The following is an 18,829-nucleotide window of genomic DNA, read 5'->3' as shown; positions in this document are numbered from 1 at the left end:
CCCATGGCCACCGACGCGATCGTCAGCATCGATACCCTCAACAAATGGTACGGCGATTTCCACGTGCTCCGCGACATCAACCTCGACGTCGGCAAGGGCGAGCGCATCGTGATCTGCGGGCCGTCAGGCTCGGGCAAGTCGACGCTCATTCGCTGCATCAACGCCCTGGAGGAATTCCAGGAGGGCGAGATCGTCGTCGACGGCATCGAGCTCGGCCCCAACCTCAAGCGCATCGACGAGGTGCGCCGCGAGGTCGGCATGGTGTTCCAGAGCTTCAATCTGTTCCCGCATCTGACGGTGCTGGAGAACTGCACGCTGGCGCCGATCTGGGTGCGCAACATCCCCAAGAAGGACGCCGAGGCGACCGCGATGAAGTTCCTGGAGCGGGTCAAGATCCCGCATCAGGCCAACAAATATCCGGGCCAGATGTCCGGCGGCCAGCAGCAGCGCGTCGCGATTGCGCGCGCACTGACCATGAACCCGAAGGTGATGCTGTTCGACGAGCCGACCTCGGCGCTCGACCCGGAAATGGTCAAGGAGGTGCTCGACACCATGGTCGATCTCGCGCGCGAGGGCATGACCATGCTGGTGGTGACTCACGAAATGGGCTTTGCCCGCGAGGTCGCCAACCGCGTCGTGTTCATGGACGCCGGCCAGATCATCGAGTCGAACACGCCGAACGAGTTCTTCGCCGCCCCGCAGCACGCGCGGACGAAGCTGTTTTTGAGCCAGATTTTGCGATGATCTTGTAGGGTGGGGCAAAGCGAAGCGTGCCCACCATCACGAGCACGCCGGGAATGGTGGGCACGGCGCAAGAGCGCCTTTGCCCACCCTACACATCAGCATTCGCGGCTAAACGAACGGCAACTGGATCTTGCTGCGCTTCTCCAGCCATTCCGGCACCGGCAGGTTCTTCGAGCGCATGAACTCCGGATTGAACAGCTTTGACTGATAGCGGCCGCCGGTATCGGCAAGGATCGTGACGATGGTCTTGCCGGGGCCGAGTTGCTTGGCGAGTTGAATCGCACCGGCGATGTTGACGCCGGTCGAGCCGCCCAGGCACAGGCCCTCGTGCTCGGTCAGCTCGTAGATGATCGCGACGGCTTCCTCATCGGAGATCAGGAATGCGGTGTCCACATTCGCGGTCTCGACGACCGGCGTCTTGCGGCCGAGGCCGATGCCTTCGGTGATCGAATCGCCCGGCGTCGATTTGACTTCGCCATGCTTGAACAAATTGTACATGCCGAAGCCGTGCGGATCGGCGCAGGCGGTGACGATGTTCTGGTTCTTTTCCTTCAGATAGCGGCTGATGCCGGCGAGCGTGCCGCCAGTGCCGACCGAGCAGATGAAACCATCCAGCTTGCCGCCGGTCTGATTCCAGATTTCAGGGCCGGTCGAATCGTAGTGCGCCTTGGGATTGTCGAGATTGTTCCACTGGTCGGCGAACAGCACGCCGTTCGACTCGGTCTTGCGCAGCTGATCGGCGAGGCGCCGGCCGATATGCTGATAGTTGTTCGGGTTGGAGAAGGGCAGCGCCGGCGACTCGACGAGCTCGGCGCCGCACAGCCGCAGCATATCCTTCTTTTCCTGGCTCTGCGTCTCAGGAATCACGATCAGCGTGCGATAGCCGCGCGCGCTCGCCACCACGGCAAGGCCGATGCCGGTATTGCCGGCGGTCGACTCGACCACGAGTCCGCCGGGCTTCAGGTCGCCGCGCTTCTCGGCTTCCAGGATCATCCATTTGCCGGCGCGGTCCTTGACCGACTGGCCGGGATTCATGAATTCGGCCTTGCCGAGAATGGTGCAGCCGGTGAGCTCGGAGGCGCGCTGCAGCTTGATCAGCGGCGTATTGCCGATCGCTTCGATGACGTCTTTGTTGAAGGTCATGTCAGGGGTAACTTCGCCAGTTCTTTTTACAAATCCGGCGCGACCCTAGTGTTCCCAGCTCAAAAGGGGAAGCCTTTTGCACTGCGGCGAAAGTGGAGCGTTTCTTAGCTCGATTTAGCGAAGACAACCTGTCGCACGTCGATATTTCCGGACAGGAAGCCGGCCTCGCAATAGGCAAGGTAATACTCCCACAGCCGGCGGAAGCGATCGTCGAATCCTGATGGCGTCAGGTTCGGCCAGGCCGCGCGGAAATTGCTTCGCCAGATGGCGAGCGTCTTGGCATAATCTTGCCCGAAAATCCGCTCGCGGATGACGGGCACACCAAAGCTCTCGCCGAGCGATTTCAGGATCTCTGGCGAGGGCAGCATGCCGCCCGGAAACACATAGCGCTGGATGAAGTCAACGTCGCGACGGTAAGTCTTGAACAGACTGTCCTGGATGGTGATGGCCTGGATTCCGGCGAGGCCGCCCGGGCGCAGCCGGTCGCGCAACTGTGAGAAGTATTTTGGCCAGAACTGCTCGCCGACCGCCTCGATCATCTCGATCGAGGCGATGCGGTCGTAGAGGCTGCGCTCGTCGCGATAGTCCTGCAGCCTGATCTCGACCTTGTCGGCAAGATCAGCCTTCTGGATGCGCGCCTGCGCAAAGTCGCGCTGCTCGCGGCTGATGGTGAGCCCGACGACTTTGGCGCCAAACGTCTTGGCGGCGAATTCCGCAAAGCCGCCCCAGCCGCAGCCGATTTCGAGCAGCGTCTGTCCCGGCTGCAAATCGATCGCTTCCGCAAGCCGGCGATATTTGTTGGTTTGTGCGGCCGTGAGATCGACCGTGTCGTCCTCGAACAGCGCCGACGAATAGGTCATGCTCGGATCGAGCCAGGCGGAATAGAAGGCATTGCCGATGTCGTAATGCGCATAGATGTTGCGCCGTGCCTGCCGCTTGGTGTTGCGATTGAACCAGTGCCTGATGGTCTGCACCGTTCGCATCACCGGATTGCCGGTGAGCATGGTCTGCATCCAGTCCTGGTTGACGCAGAACAGATAGAGGAATTGCGTGAGGTCGGGGGTATCCCAATCGCCGCGCATATAGGCCTCGGCGATGCCGATATCGCCGCTGCGCAACAGCCGCGTCGCAAAGCGATAGTCGTAGACCTTCATGACGGCGAGCGGGCCCGGGCCATTGCCGCCGAGCCGGGCGATGCGTCCGTCGGGCAGGATGACGTCGAGCGTGCCGCGCTTCAGCTTGGCGCCGAAACCGAGCGCGAGCCGGACCATGCGCGGCAGATCCGGTAGCAGCGCATCCACGGTTTCCGATGTGACCGAAATCGTCTCAGCCATGGTCGCCCCATCGAAATGCGGTCGACCCGCATATCGCCGGCTCGTCTCGCGAGCTAGCTTCGTCCCTTGACGCGGGCTGACAACGCCTGAGAATTATATGTGCGCGATTCCGCAATCGCCAAGCCGCTATTGTTGGCAGCCTGCTGCCGCGGCACCAGCCGCGCGCCCTTGACCCACAGCCGCAATGCTTCCCAATGGATCGCTGCGGTCACCTTGAAGGTTACCAACGGCAGCGCAACAAGCGATTTCAGCAACCTCACGGTGTTGAGCGACTGCCGCACGCCATTGAAGGTTGCGGCCAGCAGTGGACCCTCGCGATCGGTCTCGAGGATGCGCAGCTTCACGGACGAGTCGGGCGGCGACACGCGAAACTGGTAGCGCATCGCCATCGCGATGAAGGGCGAGACGTAGAATGTCTTGTCCTGCTGCTGGCGGATTCCCGCCGCGCTGCGGTTCGCTGAAGTAACCGGCAGGACGTAGCAATGGATATCGCCGAAGGTATTGCGCACTTCATAGATCATCAGCGCCAGCTCGTCGTCGGCGCGATAGCAGAAATAGACCGACAGCGGATTGAAGGTGTAGCCGAGCAGGCGAGGGTAGCAGAGCAGCAGCACGCGTCCGCAGGATAGATCGATGCCGTGCTCGGCCGCGCAGCGATGTGCAAATGCACGCAAGGATGAACCGTCGCGCGGGCCGTGATCCCTTTCGTAGAAGCTGTAGAGCGCGCGGCGGTTGACGCCGAACAGCGGAGATTGCCGATCGGCGTCATCGAGACGGTCGAGATCGATCAGCAGGCTCATCACGCGGTAACTGAAGCGATGGCCCATCGGCTTCAGCCGCGCATGCATGACGTCGCCGAGGTAGAGCGCGGCAGCGTCGGCTTTGGTGTCGGCCTCGAGCATCGGCTACTCCGCAGCTTGCGCCAGCAGCGGCGTGCGCCACGGCACGGTCGCGCCGAGCGCCTCGGCGACCGCAAGTCCCGAGCGCAGGCCATCCTCGTGGAAACCATAGCCGGTCCAGGCGCCGCAGAACCACGTGCGCCGCTTGCCCTGGATCTCGCCCAGCTGCTTCTGCGCCGCAAAGGCCGCCGCGTTGAATTGCGGATGCTCGCACATGTACTTGCCGAAGGTCAGTTCGGCTTTCGGCGCAAACGGCGGGTTCAGGCTGACGAACAACGGCTTGTCCTGATCGATGCCCTGCAAGCGGTTCATCCAGTAAGTCACGGCGACGTCGTTGTCGGTCGAGCCTTGCTCGGTCGAACCTTGGCGCGGCCAGCGCAGAAAATTCCAGGAGGCCCAGGCGTGGCTGCGCCGCGGCATCAGCCTGGTGTCTCGATGCAGATAGACCGTGTTCGGTGAATAGCCGATCGCGCCGAGCACGGCGCGCTCCCTGTCATCGGCATCGCCAAGCATGCGCAGCGCCTGATCGCTGTGGGCGGCGACCACGACGCGATCGTAGGTCGTGTGCCCGCCATGGCTGTCGTGCACCACGACGCCATGCGGCGTTCGCTCGATCAAATTGACGGCGCAGCCGAGCCGGATCCGGTCGCGGAACGCCGCAATCATCTTCTCGACATAGCGCCGGCTGCCACCCTTCACCGTGCGCCAGACCGGCCGGTCATACTGCAGCAGGCGGTGATTGCTGAAGAAGGCGACGAAATTCTCGGCCGGGAAATCCATGATCTCGCTGGCCGGCGCCGACCAGATCGCAGCCCCCATCGGCGCCAGATAGTCCGTGAGGAGGCGCGGTGCAAAGTGCCGCTGGCGGAAATAGTCGCCGAGCGTCAGCCCCTCGAGCCGGCCCGCCTTGTGATCCTCGACGCTCTGCTGGTTGAAGGTCAGGATGTCCCGGAGCATCCAGAGATAGGACGGCGAGAGCAGATTGCGGCGCTGGGCGAACAGGCCCTTTGCCGTCTCGAGCCAGTTGTTGCCGCCGCCCTTCCATTCGAAGCGGCCGGCATCGGCCGTTACCGCAAAGCTCATGCAGCTCTCGACGGTCTCGACGCCGAGATGAGCGAACAGCGCGGTGAGGTCCGGATAGTTCAGCTCGTTGTAGACGATGAAACCTATGTCGACCGCGATCTCGGTGCCGTCGTAGTCGACCGTCACGGTGTGGCTGTGGCCGCCGGGCCGCAGTTCGCGGTCGTACACGGTGACGGGGTAATGTTTCGAGAGCGTCCAGGCCGCCGCGTTGCCCGCAATCCCCGTTCCGATCACCGCGACGCGCATCCGAAAGCCCCCTCTGCCTGGCACAGGGGAGATACGGCAGGACCGGTGCCCGGTTTCACGTCATCGGGCAGGGGAAAAACCCATGAAATCTTTGTAAGATTCCGCCCTCCTAAAAAGATGGGACTCGACGAGAAAGCTGCATGAAATAAGGGTAAGTTGAGTTGTGTCGCCCCCCGAAACGGCATGATTCGCCCGCGCTCCGGATTGAACCGCGGGACTGTCCGCGCCGTCACCGGGACGGTAATATGCCGCTTCGGTTCCAACGGAAGCATCACCCGTGAACGTCTCACAGACCAGCCCTCGACGCGTCCCCCGTGCGCCAAGGACGGACTCTGTGCGCGGAGAGCGGGTGTGACCCAGCCTGCTGCCATGATGACGTTGCCGGGCCAGGGGCGGCTTGGAACTCGCTGCGGGTCCGTTGCGCGCGCGCTGGTGGCACTTGCGCTGGTGGTGAGTTCCGCGGGCTGCATCCTGACCCAGGACATTCCCGATCCCGCCCTCGACACGCCGCAGGGCTACAAGGCGGCCGGGCTGACGCGGCCCGGCGACGCGCCGCCGCCGCTCGACTGGTGGCGGTCGTTCCGTTCGGCGGAACTGACCTTGCTGATGGAGGAGGCGCAGAAGGTCAATCTGGATATCGCCGCGGCCGTCGCGCGCTTCAAGCAGGCCGACGCGCTGGCGCGCCAGGCCGGCGCCGCGCTCTTGCCTACTCTGCAGGGCGGCGGCTCCGAGACCTATTCGCGCACCTCGGGCTCGAGCTCGAGCGGCCTGACCAATGGCGGGCGCGAGGTCGTCAACTACAACGCCAATCTGAGCGCGAGCTACCAGCTCGACTTCTGGGGCCAGAACCGCGACGCCGCGCAGGCGGCGGAAGAGACATCGGTCGCCAACCGCTTCGACCGCGAGGTCACGGCGCTGACCACGCTGACGACGCTCGCCAATGCCTATTTCACGGTGCTGGCCTCGCAGGACCGGCTGCGCACCGCCCAGCGCAACATCGCCAGCGCCGAGCGCATCCTGAACGCGATCAAGGAGCGGCTGAAGGCCGGCACCGGCACCGATCTCGACGTCGCCCAGCAGGAGAGCGTGCTCGCCAACCAGCGCGCGCTGGTGCCGCCGCTGCGCCAGACCCTGGAGCAGAACATCAACGCGCTCGCCGTGCTGGTGTCGCGGCCGCCGGAGAGCGTGCGGGTCGACGGCGGCAGCCTGAATGCGGTCGCGATCCCGCGCGTCACACCCGGCCTGCCGTCGGAATTGCTGACCCAGCGGCCGGACATCCGGCGGCAGGAGGCGCAGCTTGCGTCGGCCACCGCCAATGTCGGCAGCGCGCGGGCGCAGTTCTTCCCGAGCATCCAGTTGACCGGGCAGGGCGGCTATCAGAGCTCGGCGCTCTCCTCGCTGTTCCAGCCGCATGCGGCCTTCTTCAGCATGGTCGGCAGCCTGACCCAGCCGATCTTCGACGGCGGCAGGATCCTCGGCAATTTCGAGTACACCAAGGCCAAGCAGGACGAGCTGCTGCAGACCTACCGCAAGACGGTGATCCAGGCCTTCACCGACGTCGACAACGCGCTGGTCGCGATCCGCGAGACCACCAAAAAGCTACAGCTGCAGCGCGACGTGCTGACCGCGTCGCGGCGGGCCTTTCAACTCTCTGAGCAGCAGCTCCGCGCAGGCACGGCGGACATCGTAACCGTGCTAAACACGCAACTGACTTTGTTCCAGGCGGAGGATGCCTACTCCCAGGCCCAGCTGGCTCGGTTGCAGGCGATCGTGAGCCTATATCAGGCGCTGGGGGGCGGCTGGGAGCCGAAGATGGAAAGGCCGGTCGATGCTCTTTAAGCCGGAGAAAGACGACGAGACCACGGTTCGCAAGCCGAGCCTGATCTCGCGGCTGCTCAAGCGCATGGTATCGCTGATGATCACGGCCGTGATCCTTGGCGGCCTCGGCTATATCGGCTGGTACGCCTTCCAGACCAAGCAAGGCGGCAATCGCGGCAACGGCGCGCGGCCGGACCTGCCGGTGCCGGTGCTGGCGGCCACCCCGCACGTGCAGGACGTGCCGGTTTATCTCGACGGCGTCGGCTCGGTGAAGGCGCTCAACACGGTGACCGTGCGCTCGCAGGTCGACGGCAAGCTGATCGCGGTGAACTTCGTCGAGGGCCAGGACGTCAAGAAGGGCGATGTGCTCGGCGAGATCGATCCCGCGCTCTATCAGGCGACCTACGATCAGGCGGTGGCGAAGAAGGCGCAGGACGAGGCGCTGCTCGCCAACCAGAAGATCGATCTGGCGCGCTACCAGCAGCTGGCCGCCTCCAATGCCGGCTCCAAGCAGCAGGCTGACACCCAGAAGGCGACGGTCGCGCAGCAGGAGGCGCTGATCAAGGCCGACCAGGCCGCGATCGACAACGCCGCGGCGACCTTGAGCTACACCAAGATCGTGGCGCCGCTCTCCGGCCGCGCCGGCCTGCGCCAGGTCGACCAGGGCAATATCATCCACGCCGCCGACACGACCGGGCTCGTGATCATCACCCAGCTGCAGCCGATCGCGGTGTGGTTCAGCCTGCCGCAGCAGCAGATCATGCGGGTCAATGCGGCCGCGGCCAAAGGCCAGCTCGCAGTCGACGTGTTCGGCAATGACGGCGTCACCGTAATCGACACCGGCAAGCTGACCGGCATCGACAACCAGGTCGACCCGACCACCGGCACGCTGAAGCTGAAGGCCGAATTCCCCAATGCCAATTACCAGCTGTGGCCCGGCCAGTTCGTCAATGTGCGGCTGAAGGTCGAGACGTTGTCGCAGGCGATCGTGGTGCCGACCTCGGCCGTGCAGCGCGGCCCGGCCGGCACCTTCAGCTATGTGATCGGCGAGGGCGATATCGTCACCGCCAAGCCGGTCACGGTGACACAGCAAAATGAGCATGATGCTGTGATCGCCAGCGGCCTGACCACTGCGGACCGCGTGGTGACGACAGGCTTCGCCAATCTCGCCGACGGCTCCAAGGTCGTTGTCGGCAAGGACGACCAGACCCCGTCAGCCGATCTCGCGCCGCGCAAGCGCAGCCGCAATCCCGACGGCAAGGGCGGCGGTCAGGGCCAGCAGGGTCAAGGCAAGGACGGCAAGCGCGGCGAATGGCAAGGTAAGAACGGCGAGCACCACGGGAAGCGCGAGCACGGCGAGGGCGATCAGAAGGGGCAGACCGGGCCGGCAGCAGGGGAACCGTCAGGCGCAGCCAAGTCGCAGCCATGAGCGTCTCCGAACCATTCATCCGCCGGCCGATCGCGACCTCGCTGCTCGGGATCGCGCTGATGATCGGCGGCGCGCTCGGTTATTGGGCGCTGCCGGTCTCCGCATTGCCGCAGGTCGATTTCCCGACCGTGCAGGTGACGACGCAGCTACCGGGCGCGAGCCCCGACGTGGTGGCCTCGCTGATCACGGCGCCGCTGGAGCGCCAGCTCGGGCAGATCCCGTCGCTGTCGTCGATGAATTCAACCAGCTCGTTCGGCGTCAGCCAGATATCGCTGCAGTTCGACCTCAACCGCGACATCGACGGCGCGACACAGGACGTGCAGGCCGCGATCAATGCCGCCGCCGGCATCCTGCCGAAGACTCTGCCGTACCCGCCGGTCTACGCCAAGGTGAACCCGGCCGACGCGCCTGTCATGACGCTGGCGCTGACGTCGGAGACGATCTCGCTGCGCGCGATGAGCGATCTCGCCGACACCGTGCTGGGCCAGCGGCTCAGCCAGATTTCCGGCGTCGGCCGAGTGTCGATCCTCGGCGGCCTCAAGCCTGCCGTGCGCGTGCAGGCTGATCTCGCCCGGCTCGCCGCTTACGGCATCGCGATGGAGGATCTGCGCAACGCCATCGCAGGCGCCAACGTGTCGGGACCGAAGGGCTCGCTCGACGGCGCGCAGCAGTCCTACACCATCGCCGCCAACGACCAGATCGCAGCCGCCGACGCCTACAAGCCTGTCATCATCGCCTATCGCAACGGCGCCCCGGTGACGATCGGCGACGTCGCCAACATCGTCGATGGCCTCGAGAACGACCGCACCGGCGGCTGGTACCAGGGCACGCCGGCTGTGATCATCGACATCCAGCGCCAGCCCGGCGCCAATGTGATCGAGGTCGTCAGGCAGATCCGGGCGGAGATCCCGCGGCTGCAGCGCTCCATTCCGGCCGGCGTCAAGCTGACCGTGGTCTCCGACCGCACGGTCACCATCCGCGCCTCCGTCCACGACGTGCAGTTCACGCTGATCCTCAGCGTCGTGCTGGTGACGCTGGTGGTGCTGCTGTTCCTGCGCTCGCTGCGGGCGACCCTGATCGCCGGCGTGGCGCTGCCGTTGTCGCTGATCACGAGCTTTGGCGTGATGTATTTCGCGGGCTTCAGCCTCGATAACCTCTCGTTGATGGCGCTGACGATCGGCACCGGCTTCGTGGTCGACGACGCCATCGTCATGATCGAGAACATCGTCCGCCACATGGAGGAGGGCGAAACGGTCATGGAGGCGTCGCTGAAGGGCGCCAGCGAGATCGGCTTCACCGTGATCTCGCTGACGGTCTCGCTAATCGCCGTGTTCATCCCGCTGCTGTTCATGTCCGGCCTGGTCGGCCGCATGTTCCGCGAATTCGCGCTGACACTGACGATCGCGGTGGTGACCTCGGCCATCGTATCGCTGACGCTGACGCCGATGATGTGCTCGCGGATGCTCAAGAACATCCACGAGGAGGTCGCGGTTCCCGGACTCGCCGCGATCAGCCGCCTCATCGACCGCATGGTCGCGTTCTACCATCGGACGCTGCTCGTGGTGTTGCGGCACCAGCGCACCACCTTGCTGGTCACATTCGCGACCATCGCGCTGACGCTGTTCATGTATGTGATGGCGCCGAAAGGGTTCCTGCCGCTGCAGGACACATCCTCGATCACGGCGGTCACGGAGGCCGGTCCCGACGTCTCGTTCGCGGAAATGCAGCGGCGCCAGACTGCGGTTGCGGATGCGATCAAGGCCGACCCTGACGTCACTGGCGTTGTGTCGGTGATCGGTTCGGGCTCGGTCAATCCGACCACCAATGTCGGGCGCCTGGTGATGACGCTGAAGCCGCTCGACGAGCGACCGGACGGTGTCGCCAAGGTGGTCGAACGCCTCAAGGCCAAGGTGGCATCGATCCCCGGCATGACCGTCTACTTCCAGCCGGTGCAGGACGTGCAGATCTCGACCCAGTCGAGCCGCTCGCAATATCAGTACACGCTGACTGGCACTGACTCGGCCGAGGTGACGAAATGGGCCGGGAAGCTCGTCGCCGAGATGCGCCGCGATCCGCTGTTCCGTGACGTCTCCTCCGAAACCCAGGAGGGCGGCTTGCGTGCCGCGCTCGACATCAACCGGCAGCGCGCCGGCCAACTCGGCGTCAATCTGCAGGGCGTCACCGACACGCTCAATGACGCCTTCGCGCAGCGCCAGATCTCGACCATTTACGGCCAGGCCAACCAGTACCGCGTGGTGCTCGAGGCCCTGCCGATGTACCAGCGCGACCCGTCGATCCTGGACAAGCTCTATCTGCCCGGCGCCGCCGGCGCGCAGGTGCCGCTCTCCGCGGTCGCGACGCTGACGCGAACCACCGCGCCGCTCGCGATCTCACATCAGGCACAGTTTCCGTCGGCGTCGCTGAGCTTCAATCTCGCGCCCGGCGAGGCGCTGGGCGACGCCGTCGAGGCCGTGAAGGCGATCGAGACGCGGATCGGCATGCCCAACAGCATCGTCGGCGTCTATGCGGGCGATGCCGCCGAGTTCGCCAAGTCGCTGGCCGGCCAGCCCTGGCTGATCCTGGCTGCGATCATCACCATCTACATCGTGCTCGGCGTGCTCTATGAGAGCTACATCCACCCGATCACCATTCTGTCGACGCTGCCGTCGGCCGGCGTCGGCGCCATCCTCGCGTTGATGCTGTGCGGGCAGGATCTCTCGGTGATCGGCCTGATCGGCATCATCCTGCTGATGGGCATCGTCAAGAAGAACGCGATCATGATGATCGACTTCGCGCTGGAAGCCGAACGTCATCGTGGCCTGTCGTCCTATGACGCGATCGTGCAGGCCTGCCTGCTGCGCTTCCGCCCGATCATGATGACGACGCTGGCGGCGCTGTTCGGCGCGCTGCCGCTCGCGATCGAGAGCGGCACCGGCGCCGAATTACGTTTCCCGCTCGGCATCTCCATTATCGGTGGCCTGCTGCTCAGCCAGCTGCTGACGCTCTACACCACGCCCGTGATCTATCTCGCGCTGGATCGCCTCAACCGCCGGATCGAGAAGGCGGTGCCCGAGGCCGGTCCGCACGGCCCGCCGGTCGCGGGCGCGACCGAGGGCATGCAGTGATGTCGATCTCGGAACCGTTCATCCGCAGGCCGGTCGGCACCACGCTGCTTGCGATCGGACTGTTCCTGATCGGGATCGTCGCCTACGAGTTCCTGCCGGTGTCCTCGGTGCCGAATGTCGACTTCCCGATGATCCGGGTCTCGGCGAGCCGGCCCGGCGCCGATCCGTCGGTGATGGCCTCGACCGTCGCGGCTCCCCTGGAGCGCAAGCTCGGCACGATTTCCGGCGTCGACCAGATCACGTCCACGAGCTCGCTCGGCACCACCAGCATCCAGGTGCAGTTCTCGATCGGCCGCGACATCGACCGCGCCGCGCGCGACGTGCAGGCCGCGATCAATGCGTCACTGGCGGATTTGCCGAGTGACCTGCCGTCGCTGCCAAAATTCCGCAAGGCCAATCCGGCCGCGGCGCCCGTGTTCGTGCTGGCGCTGACCTCCAAGACGATCTCGACCAGCGCGATGTACGACGTCGCCGACACCGTGCTGGCGCAACGCATCTCGCAGGTGCCGGGGGTCGGCGAGGTCACGGTCAGCGGCGCCGACCAGCCGGCGGTGCGCATCTCGCTCAATCCGGTGTCGCTGGCCAATGCCGGCATTGCCACCGACGACGTCCGTACCGCCATCGTCAATGCCAATCCGCTCGGGCCGGTGGGCATCTTCAATGGCGGCCGGCAAAGCGAGACGCTGTCGATCAACAAGCAGATGCGGACCGCCGCCGAGTTTCGCGACATCCTGATCAAGAGCTCGAACGGCAATTTCGTGCGGCTCTCTGATGTCGCCGAGGTCGAAGACTCCGTCCGTAACGCACGCTCGATCGCCTGGTTCAACAAGCAGCCGGCGGTGCTGATCCAGATCACCAAGCAGGGCGACGCCAACGTCATCGACACCGTCGACCGGGTCCGCGCGCTGATCCCTGAGCTGAAGGAATGGATCCCGGCCGGCGTCGAGGTGTCCACGCTCGTCGACCGCACCGGCACGATCCGCGCCAGCGTGCAGGACATGCAGCTGACGCTGCTGGCGACCGTCGTGCTGGTCATGGTGGTCGTGTTCGTGTTCCTGCGCCGCGGCGTGCCGACCATCGCCGCCGGCGTCTCGGTGCCGCTAGCGCTGGCCGGCACTTGCGCGGGGATGTGGCTTGCCGGCTTCTCGATCGACAATCTGTCGCTGATGGCGCTGGCGATTTCAGTCGGCTTCGTGGTCGACGACGCCATCGTCATGATCGAGAACATGTACCGCAACCTCGAGCAGGGCATGGCGCCGTATCCGGCGGCGCTGGAGGGCGCCAAGCAGATCGGCTTCACGGTGCTGTCGATCTCGCTGTCGCTGATCGCGGCCTTTACGCCGCTGATCTTCATGGACGGCATCGTCGGCCGTCTCTTGCGCGAATTCTCGCTGACCCTGACCTTTGCGATCATGGTCTCGACCGTGGTGTCGCTGACGGTCACGCCGATGATCTGCGCGCATTACATCAAGGAAGCGACCTCCGATCACGCCACCTGGTACGACCGCATCATCGAGGGCACGTTGTCGCGGGTCGTTGCGTTCTACACCTGGACGCTGCGCGGCGTCCTCGTCCATCCCTGGCTGACCCTGGTCGTATTCTTCGTCACCATCGGGGTGACGATCACGCTCTACGTCAAGACGCCGAAGGGTTATTTCCCGACCGACGACTCGGGCTTCGTGATCGGCTCGACGCGCGCCTCCGCCGACATCTCGTTCCAGGCGATGCTGGGGCTGCAGCAGCGGCTCGCCGATATCGTGATGGCCGATCCGGCGGTCGCCGGCATCGGCTCGTCGGTCGGCTCGGGCGGCGGCCCGGGCGGGGCGACCTCCAACCGCGGCACCATGTTCATCAGCCTGAAGCCGCCGGAGGAGCGGGGCGGGCTCTCTACCGCGCAGGTGATCGACCGCCTGCGCCGCAACCTCTTCATGGTGCCGGGTATTCGCCTGTTCATGTTCGCGGCACAGGACATCCGCACCGGCGGCCGGCAAAGCGATTCCGACTACCAGTACACGCTGTCGTCGACCGATCTCGATCTCCTGCAGAAATGGGCGCCGATCGTCGCCAAGCGGATGGAGACGGTGGAGGGCATCACCGACATCTCCTCGGACCGCGATCCCGGCGGGCTGCAGCTCAACCTCGTGATCGACCGCAAGGTCGCCTCGAGCCTCGGCGTCCGCGTCCAGGACATTGACAACGCGCTCAACAATGCGTTCTCGCAGCGGCAGATCTCGATCGTCTACACCCAGCGCAACCAGTACATGGTGGTGCTGGAGATCGATCCGAAATTCCAGAACGATCCGTCGAACCTCGAGCGCATCTATGTCGCTGGCGCCAACGACGTGCAGGTGCCGCTGTCGGCGCTGGTGCGCCAGCAGCGCGGATTGGCGGCGCTGGCGGTCTATCACTCGCAGGGGTTCCCCTCGACCACGGTGTCGTTCAACCTGCTGCCTGACGTGCCGCTGGAGGTCGCCACCACGAACATCCAGCAGGCGGTCAACGAGCTGCACATGCCGGAAGGCATTCGCGGCAGCTTCGACGGCAATGCCGGCGACTTCAACAAGACCAGCGGCCGCCAGCCGCTGCTGATCCTCGGCGCACTGATCGCGATGTATATCGTGCTCGGCGTGCTCTATGAGAGCCTGGCGCACCCGATCACGATCATCTCGACCTTGCCGTCGGCCGGGCTCGGTGCGCTTCTTGCTCTTCAGGTGACCAATACGCCGCTGACCGTGATCGCCTTTGTCGGCATCATCCTGCTGATCGGCATCGTCAAGAAGAACGGAATCATGATGGTCGACTTCGCGCTGGAGGCGGAGCGGCACCAGGGCCTGTCGTCGCGGGAGGCGATCTTCGAGGCCTGCCGGGCGCGCTTCCGGCCGATCCTGATGACGACCATGGCGGCGCTGTTCGCCGGCATTCCGCTGGTGATCGCCACCGGCCCGGGCACCGAACTGCGCCGGCCGCTCGGCATCACCATCATCGGCGGCCTGTTCGTGTCGCAGATCCTGACGCTCTACACGACGCCGGTGATCTATCTCCTGATCGACCAGTTCAAGGATCTGCCGCGCCGAGAGAAGCTGAAGGTGCTCAGCATCGGAATTGGGATCATCAGCGTCGCGCTTGGCATTGCCAGGCTGGCCTTGCGTTGAGGTTGCTGCCTTGGCCATCCCCGGCGTATAGCCGTTGAATGTCGAATCCCGTCGAAACACCCGAAGTCGTGCCGGACTGCCCGCATTGCGGCAAGCCGATGCCGCTCTGCATCTGCGACAGCGTCACGCCGATCGAGAGCCGCATCCAGCTCCTGATCCTGCTGCATCCGCAGGAGCAGGACAGGGCGCTCGGCACCGCCCGGCTGACCGCGCATCACTTCAAGGATGCCGTGGTGCGGATCGGCCTGTCCTGGCCGAGCCTGTCGAAGGCGCTCGGCCGGCCGGTGGCCGATCCGTCGCGCTGGGCCGTGCTCTATCTCGGCTCGGCCAAGGTCGAGGACCTCGACACCGACGCCGAGATCGTCGCCATCAATCGCAAGGGTGAGCTCGAGCCCTCCCAGCGCGCCATCCTCGCCGACATCGAGGGCGTTGTGCTGCTCGACGGCACCTGGAGCCAGGCCAAGGCGCTGTGGTGGCGCAACGCCTGGATGCTGAAATGCCAGCGGGTGATTCTCGGGCCGAAGCGGCCGTCGCGCTATGGCCAGTTGCGCAAGGAGCCCCGCCGCGACGGATTGTCCACGATCGAGGCGGCCGCGCTGACCTTGTCGGCATTGGAGCGGCGACCGGATATCGCCGACACGCTGATCGCAAGCTTCGAGCGGATGCTGGCGCGATTCCGCCAGGTGCAGGCGACGCAGCCGGCGCTGGCGCCAAAACCGAAGAAGCGGGATTTCAGGAGGCGGCGGCGGGGGTAGGTTGCCTATCGGGAAGAGGGCGTATAAGAGTGCGCCCTCTTGCACCGCAAGTCTTGAGGCCACGTGGCGGAGTGGTTACGCAACGGTCTGCAAAACCGTGTACACCAGTTCAATTCTGGTCGTGGCCTCCACTCATTTAAATCAAGGGCTTAGACCCTTGAGGCGAGATTCAACCTTAGCTAGTTCGAGCGCGCCCGCATTAGCAGGCGGCGTACCAGCCTTCAGGAAAGGGGACCAGCGGCCAGGGCGCGCGGTTGTCATTGGCGCGGTTGTCATTGGCGCGGTTGTCATTGGCGGCACGCGGAAGAGGCTGCAAACGCGGCGAAGCCTGGGTCAAAAAATCCTCCCCTGAAATTGGCGCAACGGCCGTCCTCACGGCGTCCAACAACAGATCGAACTCAACTTCACTCATCACGCCCTCCGGGGTCCGAGAGCGCAATCGTCGCAAAATCGTCTTGTTTCTGGATTGAGCGGATCGTTCTAATTTTAGCAAAAGAACGCCCACGTTCGTCGTGGTTAAAAGTGTGTTGAGTAGCCCCACGGGAACTCTAGGGTCCGGCGCACCGGACCATGTGTGAACCAATTCACATTTGACCAATAATCTTTGGTGCAATTTCAGTGCCTCCCGCAACCGGGCAGGTGTCAGCGAACCTAGGGAGGCCATGCCGCGAAGGCAACATCTTCGATGCGGTACTCCCGAATCTCCATGTGCGCGTCCGTTGCCGCTGCGCTCGACAATGTCGTCGTTTTCTCGATCAGAAATTCAACCGCGGTGGCCAGGATGTGGGCCGCGTCCGCATCGCTGCCATCCCCCACCGGTTCGACCGTTCGACGCTCTGTTCTCAGCCGGCGCACGAGTTGATCGGCGCGCGATTCCACCGGTATTGACGTGGCACCCGCACAGCGCCGCGCGGGCGGAGAGCACCTGGAGGATTCGATGAAATTGATTTTTTCTGCATTGCTGGTGATCGGATTGTCGTTGGCCGCAACGCCGTCTTTTGCCGCCGACAGCCGCAACGTCTCGGTCGTCAACGAGACCGGCTACGCCATCAAATTCCTCGGCTTCAATTCACCGGATGACGGCCTCGATGAGTGGGAGAACGAACTCGACGAGACCCTGAAGAACCAGGACACCGCCTATGTCGAGTTCAGCGACGAGGACGAAGGCTGCGTCTGGAACATCAAGGTCGACTGGGCGAACTACAACGAGTCCGTGCTCTGGAAGAACGTCAACCTCTGCAAGTTCAACGTGCTGCGGTTGCGCTACGACCCCGGCACCAAGACCACGTCGTTCGTGGCTGAATGATCCACTGATCCTCGCCTCGGCCCCTGAGCACCGCAGGGGCCGAGCCGTTGCAGCTTTATCCCGCCATTTTAAGGAACCAAGCCAAACCGCTGCCGTTACGCCCTCGGAGAGGGACGGAAGCGATGATCGAGATGCCTCAGCTGGCGACCTTGATGGTGGCGGCGGTGTTTTCCGCAGTGCTGTTCGTGAGCGGACAAATCTTCAACGACTACAGGTCGGCAAAAAGCGAGGTCGCGGCGCGCGCAGTGATGGTGGCCACGCGTGTCGACGCGATGCGTTAGCGCTGAGCCAACTCCCATGCGATGGCCGTCAATGCCCAACGCCACTGTGGCTAACGATGTCTTGTCCGGGATGACGAGATTCCGGGATGACGAGATACTGTTGACGCCAGCGCATGAGCTGCTGGCTCCCCGGGCTGGATTCGAACCAGCGACCATTCGATTAACAGTCGAATGCTCTACCGCTGAGCTACCGAGGAATAGGCGAAACTGTCGTTCGCGAGCGGGCAGCGTATAACAGGCCATTTCCGGCTTGCAAAGAACCAAATCACACCCTGCCGCATAGTTTCGAGCCGAGGCGGAAAGTCGCTGCGGCACAAGGGTTTGTCGGCTGCCCGGCGTCTGGAATCGGGGCCAAAGGCGCCCCGATCACAAGGCCGTGGGTGGCCTACAACAGAATGAATTAGCCGCCAAATCGACTCAATCGCTATCGACGCTTCGACTGCCGGGTTTCGAAGAGGTGATTCTGCATGTCCGCTCTCCAGACCGACCTGTTTCTGCGCGAACCGACGCTTGCTCCCCGGACCGTCTTTTGCCCCGATGTCCCAGCCATGAGCGACGATGAATGCCTGCAGCGGCTGGCGAAAGCCGTCGAGGAGCATGATTCCGAGCACCTGGACGAGGTCGCGCGGCTGATCGGCCGGCTCGCCGTCACGATCGAATAGGCTCGCCGCCCGCAGCAACCAGCCGCGCTTTCGTGCGCCAACGCCGTGTTGCGTTTTGGCGGGGCTTGCTCCAAAAGATGGCCAATTCGAGCTTTCTTTGACGCGGCAATGCCGCGCGACCTGCAGGATCCCGCCAATGTCCGGTTTTTCGACCGCGCGCCAGAAAATGGTCGATGGTCAGGTGCGTCCGAGCGACGTCACCGACGCACGAATCCTCGATGCCATGCTGCTGGTGCCGCGCGAGGCCTTCGTGCCGGCGGACAAGCAGGCGCTGGCCTATCTCGACCTCGATCTCGACGTTGCCGAGGGTGGCGCGGCCAAGCGCTGCCTGATCGCGCCGGCGCTGTTCGCCAAGCTGCTGCAGGCGGCCGAGATCAAGGACGGCGACCGCGTCCTGGTGGTCGGCTGCGCGACCGGTTATGCCGCCGCCGTGGTCGCCAGGCTCACGCCTCACGTGGTCGCGACCGAGAGCGATTCGGCGCTCGCCGCGAAGGCCGGTACCGTGCTGGCCCAGCAGGGGTGTGGACAAGTCAGTATAAAGACGGCGGCGGCGGCGGACGGCGAGGCGACCAGCGCGCCGTTTGACGTGATCGTCCTTAACGGTGCGACCGAGATCCCGCCGAAGGCTCTTTATGAGCAGCTCAAGGACGGCGGCCGCCTCGTTGGGGTCTTTGCGACCTCCCAACCACAGCGGGCTACCGTTGTAACCCGCTCGCACGGCGATTTCGGTCATCGGACGCTGTTCGACGCGGCTGCGCCTGTGCTGCCTGGCCTCGCGCAGGTTCCTTCCTTCGTCTTCTGATCACCCGGTCGGTCGCCGCTATTGCACTGCGGCGGCTGATAAAATTCCGT

16 protein-coding genes and 2 tRNA genes are annotated in these 18,829 nt (G+C 64.4%); 11 read left to right on the top strand and 7 right to left on the bottom strand.

Annotation, left to right across the window (positions count from 1 at the left end; translation table 11 throughout):
• Positions 1–3 precede the first annotated feature (3 nt).
• Complete coding sequence (locus JQ604_RS16350) at positions 4–744, top strand: amino acid ABC transporter ATP-binding protein (protein ID WP_249158296.1); 741 nt, start codon at positions 4–6, stop codon at positions 742–744.
• A 108-nt stretch (positions 745–852) separates the two neighbouring features.
• Here the strand turns inward: JQ604_RS16350 and JQ604_RS16345 are convergent, their stop codons facing one another.
• From JQ604_RS16345 to JQ604_RS16330, 4 genes are all read right to left on the bottom strand, one after another.
• Complete coding sequence (locus tag JQ604_RS16345; protein WP_212358440.1) at positions 853–1,887, bottom strand: cysteine synthase A; 1,035 nt, start codon at positions 1,885–1,887, stop codon at positions 853–855.
• 104 nt (positions 1,888–1,991) lie between these two features.
• A complete protein-coding gene (locus JQ604_RS16340; protein WP_212358439.1) occupies positions 1,992–3,221 on the bottom strand; it encodes an SAM-dependent methyltransferase in 1,230 nt (409 codons plus the stop codon).
• A 53-nt stretch (positions 3,222–3,274) separates the two neighbouring features.
• Positions 3,275–4,123 carry a DUF1365 domain-containing protein gene (locus tag JQ604_RS16335; protein ID WP_212358438.1) on the bottom strand — a complete coding sequence of 283 codons (849 nt, stop codon included), beginning with the start codon at positions 4,121–4,123 and terminating at the stop codon, positions 3,275–3,277.
• A gap of 3 nt (positions 4,124–4,126) precedes the next feature.
• Positions 4,127–5,449 (bottom strand): NAD(P)/FAD-dependent oxidoreductase, encoded by a 1,323-nt coding sequence (locus tag JQ604_RS16330; RefSeq protein ID WP_212358437.1) that lies wholly within the window; start codon positions 5,447–5,449, stop codon positions 4,127–4,129.
• A 369-nt stretch (positions 5,450–5,818) separates the two neighbouring features.
• Between JQ604_RS16330 and JQ604_RS16325 the strand changes: the two genes are divergently transcribed.
• The 6 genes from JQ604_RS16325 (at position 5,819) to JQ604_RS16300 (ending at position 15,859) form a co-directional block, all read left to right on the top strand.
• A complete protein-coding gene (locus tag JQ604_RS16325; RefSeq protein ID WP_212358644.1) occupies positions 5,819–7,288 on the top strand; it encodes an efflux transporter outer membrane subunit in 1,470 nt (489 codons plus the stop codon).
• The gene (locus JQ604_RS16320) at positions 7,278–8,696 is read left to right on the top strand and encodes an efflux RND transporter periplasmic adaptor subunit (protein ID WP_212358436.1); all 1,419 of its coding nucleotides are present in this window, start codon (positions 7,278–7,280) and stop codon (positions 8,694–8,696) included. Before JQ604_RS16325 ends, JQ604_RS16320 begins: the two co-directional genes overlap by 11 nt.
• Positions 8,693–11,821: an efflux RND transporter permease subunit gene (locus JQ604_RS16315; RefSeq protein ID WP_212358435.1), complete on the top strand. Its 3,129-nt coding sequence runs from the start codon at positions 8,693–8,695 to the stop codon at positions 11,819–11,821. The genes JQ604_RS16320 and JQ604_RS16315 overlap by 4 nt, the downstream gene beginning before the upstream one ends.
• Positions 11,818–14,973 carry an efflux RND transporter permease subunit gene (locus JQ604_RS16310; protein ID WP_349631108.1) on the top strand — a complete coding sequence of 1,052 codons (3,156 nt, stop codon included), beginning with the start codon at positions 11,818–11,820 and terminating at the stop codon, positions 14,971–14,973. The genes JQ604_RS16315 and JQ604_RS16310 overlap by 4 nt, the downstream gene beginning before the upstream one ends.
• Positions 14,974–15,011: 38 nt before the next feature.
• Positions 15,012–15,728: a tRNA-uridine aminocarboxypropyltransferase gene (locus JQ604_RS16305; RefSeq protein WP_212358434.1), complete on the top strand. Its 717-nt coding sequence runs from the start codon at positions 15,012–15,014 to the stop codon at positions 15,726–15,728.
• 57 nt (positions 15,729–15,785) lie between these two features.
• Positions 15,786–15,859 (top strand) — tRNA-Cys (locus tag JQ604_RS16300).
• A 68-nt stretch (positions 15,860–15,927) separates the two neighbouring features.
• On the opposite strand, the gene JQ604_RS16295 is transcribed toward JQ604_RS16300, so the two are convergent.
• Entirely contained in the window at positions 15,928–16,140 is a 213-nt protein-coding gene (locus JQ604_RS16295) for a hypothetical protein (RefSeq protein ID WP_212358433.1), read from the bottom strand.
• Between the two features lie 239 nt (positions 16,141–16,379).
• A complete protein-coding gene (locus JQ604_RS16290; protein WP_212358432.1) occupies positions 16,380–16,607 on the bottom strand; it encodes a hypothetical protein in 228 nt (75 codons plus the stop codon).
• A gap of 58 nt (positions 16,608–16,665) precedes the next feature.
• Between JQ604_RS16290 and JQ604_RS16285 the strand changes: the two genes are divergently transcribed.
• Together JQ604_RS16285 and JQ604_RS16280 are read left to right on the top strand one after the other, a co-directional pair.
• Positions 16,666–17,034: a hypothetical protein gene (locus JQ604_RS16285; protein ID WP_212358431.1), complete on the top strand. Its 369-nt coding sequence runs from the start codon at positions 16,666–16,668 to the stop codon at positions 17,032–17,034.
• Positions 17,035–17,156: 122 nt separating this feature from the next.
• Positions 17,157–17,315, top strand: a complete 159-nt coding sequence (locus JQ604_RS16280; RefSeq protein ID WP_212358430.1) for a hypothetical protein — start codon at positions 17,157–17,159, stop codon at positions 17,313–17,315.
• Between the two features lie 122 nt (positions 17,316–17,437).
• Here the strand turns inward: JQ604_RS16280 and JQ604_RS16275 are convergent.
• Positions 17,438–17,512 (bottom strand) — tRNA-Asn (locus JQ604_RS16275).
• A 270-nt stretch (positions 17,513–17,782) separates the two neighbouring features.
• Between JQ604_RS16275 and JQ604_RS16270 the strand changes: the two genes are divergently transcribed.
• Positions 17,783–17,977, top strand: a complete 195-nt coding sequence (locus JQ604_RS16270; protein ID WP_212358429.1) for a hypothetical protein — start codon at positions 17,783–17,785, stop codon at positions 17,975–17,977.
• Positions 17,978–18,113: 136 nt separating this feature from the next.
• Positions 18,114–18,779: a protein-L-isoaspartate O-methyltransferase family protein gene (locus JQ604_RS16265; RefSeq protein ID WP_212358428.1), complete on the top strand. Its 666-nt coding sequence runs from the start codon at positions 18,114–18,116 to the stop codon at positions 18,777–18,779.
• The last annotated feature ends 50 nt before the right edge of the window (positions 18,780–18,829 follow it).

The sequence above is a fragment of the Bradyrhizobium jicamae genome (genome assembly GCF_018130695.1).
Classification (GTDB): domain Bacteria; phylum Pseudomonadota; class Alphaproteobacteria; order Rhizobiales; family Xanthobacteraceae; genus Bradyrhizobium; species Bradyrhizobium jicamae_B.
This window is presented reverse-complemented; position numbering and strand designations above follow the sequence as displayed.

Bases quoted from the DNA above. Each gene is read 5' to 3' on its own strand.
- JQ604_RS16350 (WP_249158296.1), top strand. From the start codon at position 4: ATGGCCACCGACGCGATCGTCAGCATCGATACCCTCAACAAATGGTAC.
- JQ604_RS16335 (WP_212358438.1), bottom strand. From the start codon at position 4,123: ATGCTCGAGGCCGACACCAAAGCCGACGCTGCCGCGCTCTACCTCGGC.
- JQ604_RS16295 (WP_212358433.1), bottom strand. From the start codon at position 16,140: ATGAGTGAAGTTGAGTTCGATCTGTTGTTGGACGCCGTGAGGACGGCC.
- JQ604_RS16315 (WP_212358435.1), top strand. From the start codon at position 8,693: ATGAGCGTCTCCGAACCATTCATCCGCCGGCCGATCGCGACCTCGCTG.
- JQ604_RS16265 (WP_212358428.1), top strand. From the start codon at position 18,114: ATGTCCGGTTTTTCGACCGCGCGCCAGAAAATGGTCGATGGTCAGGTG.
- JQ604_RS16305 (WP_212358434.1), top strand. From the start codon at position 15,012: ATGTCGAATCCCGTCGAAACACCCGAAGTCGTGCCGGACTGCCCGCAT.
- JQ604_RS16280 (WP_212358430.1), top strand. From the start codon at position 17,157: ATGATCGAGATGCCTCAGCTGGCGACCTTGATGGTGGCGGCGGTGTTT.
- JQ604_RS16320 (WP_212358436.1), top strand. From the start codon at position 7,278: ATGCTCTTTAAGCCGGAGAAAGACGACGAGACCACGGTTCGCAAGCCG.
- JQ604_RS16330 (WP_212358437.1), bottom strand. From the start codon at position 5,449: ATGCGCGTCGCGGTGATCGGAACGGGGATTGCGGGCAACGCGGCGGCC.
- JQ604_RS16340 (WP_212358439.1), bottom strand. From the start codon at position 3,221: ATGGCTGAGACGATTTCGGTCACATCGGAAACCGTGGATGCGCTGCTA.
- JQ604_RS16285 (WP_212358431.1), top strand. From the start codon at position 16,666: ATGAAATTGATTTTTTCTGCATTGCTGGTGATCGGATTGTCGTTGGCC.
- JQ604_RS16345 (WP_212358440.1), bottom strand. From the start codon at position 1,887: ATGACCTTCAACAAAGACGTCATCGAAGCGATCGGCAATACGCCGCTG.
- JQ604_RS16270 (WP_212358429.1), top strand. From the start codon at position 17,783: ATGTCCGCTCTCCAGACCGACCTGTTTCTGCGCGAACCGACGCTTGCT.
- JQ604_RS16325 (WP_212358644.1), top strand. From the start codon at position 5,819: ATGATGACGTTGCCGGGCCAGGGGCGGCTTGGAACTCGCTGCGGGTCC.